The sequence below is a fragment of the Salinispora sp. H7-4 genome (assembly GCF_013416675.1).
GTDB classification, from domain to species: Bacteria; Actinomycetota; Actinomycetes; order Mycobacteriales; family Micromonosporaceae; genus Micromonospora; species Micromonospora vitiensis.
In genome coordinates, this window is record NZ_JABZED010000007.1 from 300,914 (window position 1) to 307,835 (window position 6,922).

Genomic DNA, 6,922 nt, shown 5'->3' on the forward strand with positions numbered 1-6,922 from the left:
AAGTCGGTGACAACGTCGTACCTCACCGGTTCCTTCCGCTCGTGGTTCAGCGGGGCGAACGGCATGCGGGCGCATTCAACCTTGGCTCTTTCGACACCCGGAGTGGGAGAAGATGAACCGGACCAGTTCGGCGAACGACAGCAGCCGCTCCTTGTCGCGCAGAATCAAATCGTACGCATCGACATCTGTCGCCTGACCTACCCCTTCCCCGCGGTTCGACACCTTTGGATCAGGAGGCGCTTGATCCTCTTGTCGATCGAGAAATACCCCTGGTGGGTGTCCTCGCGGTCGTAGTCGCGGTATTTAGCCACATCGTCGGTCCCGCGCCACTTCCTGGGGACGCGCACGAGACGTCCGCATCAGGGCGACATAACCGTCCTCCAAGCTCGGCGCCACCGCCTCCGCCCCGACGGGCGGAGTCTCGGTGACGAAGCGGTAGAGCATGCCACTCGACGTGGCCTGCGCATTGACCACCGTCAGATCGCCGGCCGGCGGGGCGCCGGTGGTGTGCAGGCTGAACGTCCTGCCGTCAGCTGCTTCGACCAGACCGTTGGTGCTTCCGTGGTAAGCCAGGCGGCCGGCGTTGAGCACCGCCACCGCCGGACAGGTCTGTGCCACGTCATCGAGAATGTGGGTGGACAAAATGACCGTCCGGTCACCTCCGAGGCCGGCGAGCAGGGTGCGGAACCGCATCCGCTCCTCCGGGTCCAGGCCGGCGGTGGGCTCGTCGACGATGACCAGCTTTGGGTCGCCGAGCAGAGCCTGCGCAATGCCGAGGCGACGTCGCATGCCTCCGGAGAAGCCGCGTACCCGGCGGTTGGCGTGCTCGGTCAGCGCCACCCGTTCGAGCAGTGACCCGACCTGGCTGCGGCGGACCCGCTTGTCGTCGATGCCCTTGAGCAGGGCCACGTAGTCGAGGAACTCACGCGCGTTCAGGTCGGGATACAGGTCCAGGTCCTGTGGCAGGTAGCCGAGCACTCGGCGGACCGCCTGCCGGCCCGGCCCGGTGGCCACGTCGTGGCCACCCACGATCACCCGGCCGGACGTCGGGCTGATCAAGCCCGTGATGATGCGCATCAGGGTGGTCTTGCCGGCCCCATTGGCACCGAGCAGCCCGATCATGCCGGGTGCCAGCGACAGGGAAAGTTGGTCCAGAGCGCGCGCGTCGCCCTTGAAGGTCTTGGTCAGATCCGTGATCTCGATGTCCATCAGGTCTCCGGTCGGCGTCAGAGGCGGCGTCGGGCGAGCGCGCACGACGCGGTGAACAGCACGGCGCTCATCGCCACCACGAGGAGGAGGTTGACGGCGGCGGCGGTGAAGGAGGGGGCGGGAGCGGCGAAGGCGCCCTCGCCGGCCCAGAGGGTCGGGGTGTGCAGCCAACCACCCGCGACATAGTCGCCCAGTGGGGACAGCAGCGTTCCGGTGATGGTGGGGATGGGCACGATGCTGGTGCTGAGCAGGGTGGCCCAGAACCAGGCGGCCACGGCGATCACCCGGACCACCGCCATCGGCAGCACCAGTCCCAGCGTCGCCGCGAAAGTGGTCAGCAGCAGGGCGCTGGGCACGTTGACCGTGCAGAAGGCGATCACGGCCCACCCGAGGGTGGACACGTCACCACTGGTGAGGGTGAACACGACCCCCACCACGACCATGGTGACGGCCACGGGTGCGAGCGCCGCGGCGAGGCTGCCGGCCAGCGACCCGAGCAAGCGCGCCGCCAGTCTCGACGGGGTCGCGAGCAGCAGCTCGTTGAGACCCCTCCGGGTGGTGCCCGTGAACCGGTCGGCCAGAGCCACGCCCAGCCCGACCACCACCAACAGGTTCATGGTCAGTGACCAGGCACCGACGCGGGCGGCCGCGGTGTGTGGCTCGGCCGGCTCCGGCGACAGCATCTGGATGAGCAGTCCGATCGCGAGCAGCGGCAGCACCGCCAGCCACACCACCTTGCGGCGCGTCGCCATCAGGAACTCGTACCTGATCGCGCCGGTCCACGCCGAGTTCAGCAGGCGGCTCATTCCCGGCTCCCGTTGATGAGCCGCTCGGAGACGCTGAGCCTGCGCAGGGCCAGGACCGCGAGCGCGACACCGGCGACGGAGAGCAGCGCCCGGTTTACCTGCCACACCCCGATGAAGCGGTCGAGGTAGAAGATCTGCAGGAACCAGAAGCCGATCACCACCACCGAGGCGCCACCAACCGAGCGCAGCCTGGCGGTGGCCCAGGCGCCGGCGCCGATGAACAGCAGCGCGGGGCCGAGCGGCACCAGGATGGCCGCGACACCGTGCGCCGGATGGTTCCACTGGCCTCGCGCGACCAGCACGACGATCAAGGCGGCGGCGGCCAGCAGAGTCACGGCGGTCACCACGACGAGGCGACGCAGCACCGTCCGTGGATAGGGGGTGGGCATAGTGGACTGCAGCTCCGGCATGCGCTCCCGACCGACGGCGGCGACGGCGGCGATTCCCGCCGTGATCGGGAAGGCCATCGCCACCAGCCTGACCATTCCCAGACCGACCGCGTCGGCCGTACCGGCCTTCGCGGCGGCCGCGGCTATGGAGACGGCGATGATTCCACCGGCGGCCAGCCAGGGCAGCGCGAGGCCGGCGACGCCGCAGCGCCTGGCCTCGAATCCCCAGATCTCTACTCCTGTCACAACAGGTACGTAGCGGCCGGGGGCCGGGTGGTTCACCGATCCTAGATGGAAATCCGGCGTGGTTCCGGAACCAGCCGGACTGCCAGCGCCAGGAGGAGCACGGACACGACGGCCGGGAAAGTTGAACCGGACCAGACCGCATCAAGAATCGCTCCGACCCCCACATCGGGCACACGTCGTGCCGGCAGATCGGTCACCACAGCGGAGAACCACACCAGTGCCCCGGCCAAACTCCCGAGCCAGTAGGCACGCCAGATCGTCAACAGCACCGCCACCGAGGCACTCAGCAACGACGGCCCAAGCCAGCCGGAGATCAGCACCAGGCTGTCGACGGAGTGGTCGAGCAGGGCCGCCAGCCCGGTGGCGAGGAGCGCCGCTGTCAGATCGACCGCCAACACCAGCACCAGCCGGGCCAGGAACACGGCACGTGGAGTGACCGGCAGCACCATGAGCAACTCCCACCTCGGGTCGGTCCGGGGACCGCTGACGGCCAGCCCGCCGGCGAGCAGGAGCAGGCTGACCAGAGCTCCGAAGGCGGCGCCCCGCCAGCCGGGGTCGGGCACGACCACCGCGAGGCAGACCGCCAGGGCGAGTCCAACCGCGGTGAGCGGGAGTAGGTAGCCGGGGACTAGTTTGTACTGGGCCGCCACCAACTGCCGAGCCACCCGCGACGACCGCCGCAGGCCGGGTCGTGGAATGGCTTCCGGCGGCGCGGTGTCGGCGACCGTACCGGCCTGGGTCGACCGACGTCCGGCGGGCAGCGCCGGTGCGATCAGCGTGTCGAACGAGGGCACGTCGGCCGGGCCGGTGAGCATCTGGTCGGCGGTCCGGGCCGCGGCCGCCAGCCGCTCGGTGGCGGTGACGCGCTCGGCGCACGCCGCGCACCCGGCCAGATGGGAGCGCACCTGCGGCGTCAGGGCCACGGTGGGATCTGCGGCCGATAGCAGCGCTTCATCGTCGAGATGGACCATGGCTAGGCATCCCCTGTTCCCACGGCGGCGGCCAGCCGGACCCGTGCGTGCGCCATCCTGCTTTTCACCGTGCCGACGGGGACGCCGAGAACAGCGGCCACGTCCCGATACGGCAATTCGTCGACGACCGCCAGGATCACCACCTCCCGCAGATGGCCCGGCAGCGCTGCCACGGCCTCTGCAAGAGCCATCAGATCCGCCTTGACCAGCGCCTGGGCCTCGATGTCGACGGTGGGGTCGGCCACCGCCAGCGCTTCCGAGAGCTCCGTCGTCGGTGGCGACAGCCGGCGCAGCCGGTTGTGGGCCTGACGTCGTGCGACGCCCAGCAACCAGCCGCGCACCGACGAGTCGCCCCGGAACGAGCCGGCCGCCTGCCACACTGCCAACCAGGCTTCCTGCATGATCTCCTCCGCCACCGACCGGTCCGAGGCCAGCCGCCGCAGCATCCGCAACATCGTGGCGGCGTGCCGCCGGTAGAGCTCCCGTAGCGCTTCCTCGCTGCCGTTGGCCAGTGCGTTCATCAACTGCTCGTCCGAATCCACTGCCATGTACGTAGCCGCTCCCGTCCGCACGGTTCACGCCGCAGCCCGGCAACGTCCGTCGCATCTCCGGCACGGGTAGAAATTCGCGCATAACGATAGCAATCAACCGTGATGCCACTACTCTCCACAGCGGTGGGAGGGATCCTCCACAAGAACCCCACCTACGAGCCATCTCCAGGATCGCCTCCGTCGTCGCGGGTCCTGGGCGCCGTGGCCGTCCAGGTCCAGGGTGACGAGGGCGTGCGTAGCTGCTGTCCGGAGGGTCCAGCGCGGCGGTGCGCCACTCCCAGTCGGGGTCGACATCGAATCGAGGCTCGCCGAACACCTGCCGGTCTCACCGTTTGTGATGACAAGCCCGGGGTTCGACCGGGCCACCTCTTGAGCAGATGCTCAAATCAGTCTACCCTCCGTTTGAGCGATCGCTTAAACCTGGGAGGAAGCATGACCAGTGAGCCGGAGCCGAGGCGTACCTGGGCCAACTGGACGCTCGCCAGCCTCATCGCGGCCTTCGGGGTCGTCGTCTACGCCATCACCGTGGCCCAGGGGCGCGCCGACAGCGCCCTGCTCTTCGTCGGACTGCCGGTGCTGCTGGCCGCCGCCCTCGCTCTGACCCCGGGCCGTACCACCCACGGCCGGGTCTTCGCCGCCACCACGATCGCGCTGCTGCTGGCCTCCGTGGCGCTGCACGAAGGCGCCATCTGCGTCATCCTGTCCGCGCCGCTGGTGTACGCCATGACCCACGGCACCACCGCCCTGATCAGGTGGGCCCGCCGCGGCACCACCCGGGCGTACTCGCTGGTCGTCGTGCCCCTGCTGCTCGTACCCGGGCTCGAGGGCACCGGGCTCGCCCCACGGATCAACCCGGAGCAGTCGGTCGAGGTGGTGCGGGTGGTCAACCTCCCGGCCCACGCGGTCGGCGGGCGGCTGACGGCCGGCCCTCGCCCGGTGCCGGTCCGGTCGGTGCCGCTGCGCCTGCTCGGCGTACCCGTGCCGACCCGGGTCACCGGCGACGGCCTCGCCACCGGGGACCGGTGGATGTTCGCCTACCACGACGGCTCGCACGGGCCGGGCGGGCAGCTGCTCACCGAGGTCACCGACAGCGAGCCGGGCCGGGTCGGCTTCCGGTTCGTCGAGGACACCGCCATCACCGGTCGGTGGGTCACCTTCCGGCGCGCGGAGGTGACCTGGCAGGCGGTGGACCGGGACCGTACCGAGGTGCGCGTCCGGGTGGAGTACGAGCGCGGTCTCGACCCCTCCTGGTACTTCGGGCCACTCCAGGACGGCCTGCTCCACGAGGGCGTGGGGCACCTGCTCGACATGCTCGTCCTGCCGTGACCACCGCCCGCTGGCTCGCCCTGGGGATACCCCTGCTGGCGGTGCTGGCCGCAGCCCGGCTGGAGCGCGACCAGCGGGCGCGGGCCGCCGCCCTGCTCGCCGCCGTGGCCACCGCCCTGGGCATCGCCGCGCTGAACGAGTCGGCCCGCCGAACGGGCTGGTACGCGTTCGCGCCGGTACACGGGGCCTACCGGGGGATGCCGGTCGACCTGTGGCTGGGTTGGGCGGCGCTCTGGGGCGCGCTGCCGGTGCTGCTACGGCGGTTCCTGCCCCTGCCCCTCACGCTGGGCCTGCTGCTCTGGCTCGACGTGGTGGCGATGCCGGCGCTGCACCCGCTCGTCCTGCTCGGGCCGCACTGGCTGGTGGGCGAGGTGGTGGGGCTGCTCGCCGTGGCCCTCCCCGCGCAGCTGCTCGGCCGGTGGAGCGCCGACGACCGGCACCTGCGGGCCCGGGTGCTGCTCCAGGTCGTCGTCTTCGCCCCGCTGCTGCTGTGGTTCGTGCCCAGTGTCGCCTTCGAGCTGGGTGGCGGCTCGTGGTCCCCGCTCACCGGGCTGCCCCGGGCCGCCCTCCTGGTCCTGGCCCAGGTCACGCTGCTGGTGGCCACCCCGGCGCTCATCGCGGTACGCGAGTTCGCCGGGCGGGGCGGCGGCACCCCGTACCCGTGGGATCCGCCGACCCGGCTGGTGCGCACCGGGCCCTACGCGTACCTGGCGAACCCGATGCAGGTCGGCGCGACTGCCCTGCTCCTGCTGACCGCGGCCGTCACCCGCAGCCTGGCGCTGCTGGCCGCGACCGCCCTCGCCGTCGCCTTCAGCGCGGCCGTGGCCCGGCCGCACGAGGAGCACGACCTGGCCCACCGGCACGGGGACGCCTGGCGGGACTGGCGACGGGCGGTACGCGACTGGTGTCCGCGCTGGCGGCCGTACGCCTCGGGCGCGCCCGCGGTGTTGCGGCTCGACACCGGGTGCGGGCCGTGCGTGGCGATCTGGCGGTTCCTCGCACGGCGGGACCCGGTGAGCCTGACGATCGTGCCGGCCAAACAGGGACAGCTGCGGGCCGCGTACACGGGCGGCGACGGCCACGCGGAACGGGGGGTGGCCGCCGTCGCCCGTGCTCTCGAGCACCTCAACCTCGGCTGGGCCTGGGTGGGCTGGACCCTGCGGCTGCCCGGCATGACCTGGCTGGCGAACTGGTGACGGATGCGATGATCGCACCGCCACATCCGGCGGGAGGAGAGCAATGTCGGACACCAAGGGACGCCTGCTCCACGGCGCCCTCGCCGCGATCCGCCAGCACGGCATCGCCGGCGTCTCGGCCCGCACCATCGCCGCCGCCGCCGGAGTGAACCAGGCGCTGGTCTTCTACCACTTCGGGACGCTCGACGAGCTGCTGGCAGCCGCGTGCCGGACCGGCACGGCCGAGCG

At 71.1% G+C, this 6,922-nt stretch carries 8 protein-coding genes; 3 read left to right on the top strand and 5 right to left on the bottom strand.

Annotated features, from left to right (window positions below):
- Window positions 1–303: 303 nt before the first annotated feature.
- Genes H0524_RS09180 through H0524_RS09200 form a run of 5 tightly spaced genes read right to left on the bottom strand, consistent with a single transcriptional unit; the run spans window position 304 to window position 4,169 of the window.
- Window positions 304–1,209, bottom strand: a complete 906-nt coding sequence (locus H0524_RS09180) for an ABC transporter ATP-binding protein (RefSeq protein WP_180198258.1) — start codon at window positions 1,207–1,209, stop codon at window positions 304–306.
- Window positions 1,210–1,226: 17 nt separating this feature from the next.
- Window positions 1,227–2,015 carry a hypothetical protein gene (locus H0524_RS09185; protein ID WP_180198259.1) on the bottom strand — a complete coding sequence of 263 codons (789 nt, stop codon included), beginning with the start codon at window positions 2,013–2,015 and terminating at the stop codon, window positions 1,227–1,229.
- Entirely contained in the window at window positions 2,012–2,650 is a 639-nt protein-coding gene (locus H0524_RS09190) for a hypothetical protein (protein ID WP_180198260.1), read from the bottom strand. Before H0524_RS09190 ends, H0524_RS09185 begins: the two co-directional genes overlap by 4 nt.
- 41 nt (window positions 2,651–2,691) lie before the next feature.
- A complete protein-coding gene (locus H0524_RS09195; RefSeq protein ID WP_180198261.1) occupies window positions 2,692–3,621 on the bottom strand; it encodes a hypothetical protein in 930 nt (309 codons plus the stop codon).
- 2 nt (window positions 3,622–3,623) lie between these two features.
- Window positions 3,624–4,169, bottom strand: a complete 546-nt coding sequence (locus tag H0524_RS09200) for an RNA polymerase sigma factor (protein ID WP_218941651.1) — start codon at window positions 4,167–4,169, stop codon at window positions 3,624–3,626.
- Window positions 4,170–4,604: 435 nt separating this feature from the next.
- On the opposite strand from H0524_RS09200, the gene H0524_RS09205 reads away from it, so the two are divergent.
- The 3 genes from H0524_RS09205 to H0524_RS24555 all read left to right on the top strand — a co-directional run.
- Entirely contained in the window at window positions 4,605–5,498 is an 894-nt protein-coding gene (locus H0524_RS09205; RefSeq protein ID WP_180198262.1) for a hypothetical protein, read from the top strand.
- Window positions 5,495–6,694, top strand: a complete 1,200-nt coding sequence (locus tag H0524_RS25375) for a methyltransferase (RefSeq protein WP_309225049.1) — start codon at window positions 5,495–5,497, stop codon at window positions 6,692–6,694. The genes H0524_RS09205 and H0524_RS25375 overlap by 4 nt, the downstream gene beginning before the upstream one ends.
- A gap of 43 nt (window positions 6,695–6,737) precedes the next feature.
- A partial coding sequence (locus H0524_RS24555) for a helix-turn-helix domain-containing protein (protein ID WP_255435849.1) occupies window positions 6,738–6,922 on the top strand: 185 nt, incomplete at its 3' end.

What these genes read in the sequence shown, in the direction of transcription:
- H0524_RS09180 (WP_180198258.1), bottom strand. Translation starts at nt 1,209, where the DNA reads ATGGACATCGAGATCACGGATCTGACCAAGACCTTCAAGGGCGACGCG.
- H0524_RS09185 (WP_180198259.1), bottom strand. Translation starts at nt 2,015, where the DNA reads ATGAGCCGCCTGCTGAACTCGGCGTGGACCGGCGCGATCAGGTACGAG.
- H0524_RS09195 (WP_180198261.1), bottom strand. Translation starts at nt 3,621, where the DNA reads ATGGTCCATCTCGACGATGAAGCGCTGCTATCGGCCGCAGATCCCACC.
- H0524_RS09200 (WP_218941651.1), bottom strand. Translation starts at nt 4,169, where the DNA reads ATGGCAGTGGATTCGGACGAGCAGTTGATGAACGCACTGGCCAACGGC.
- H0524_RS09205 (WP_180198262.1), top strand. Translation starts at nt 4,605, where the DNA reads ATGACCAGTGAGCCGGAGCCGAGGCGTACCTGGGCCAACTGGACGCTC.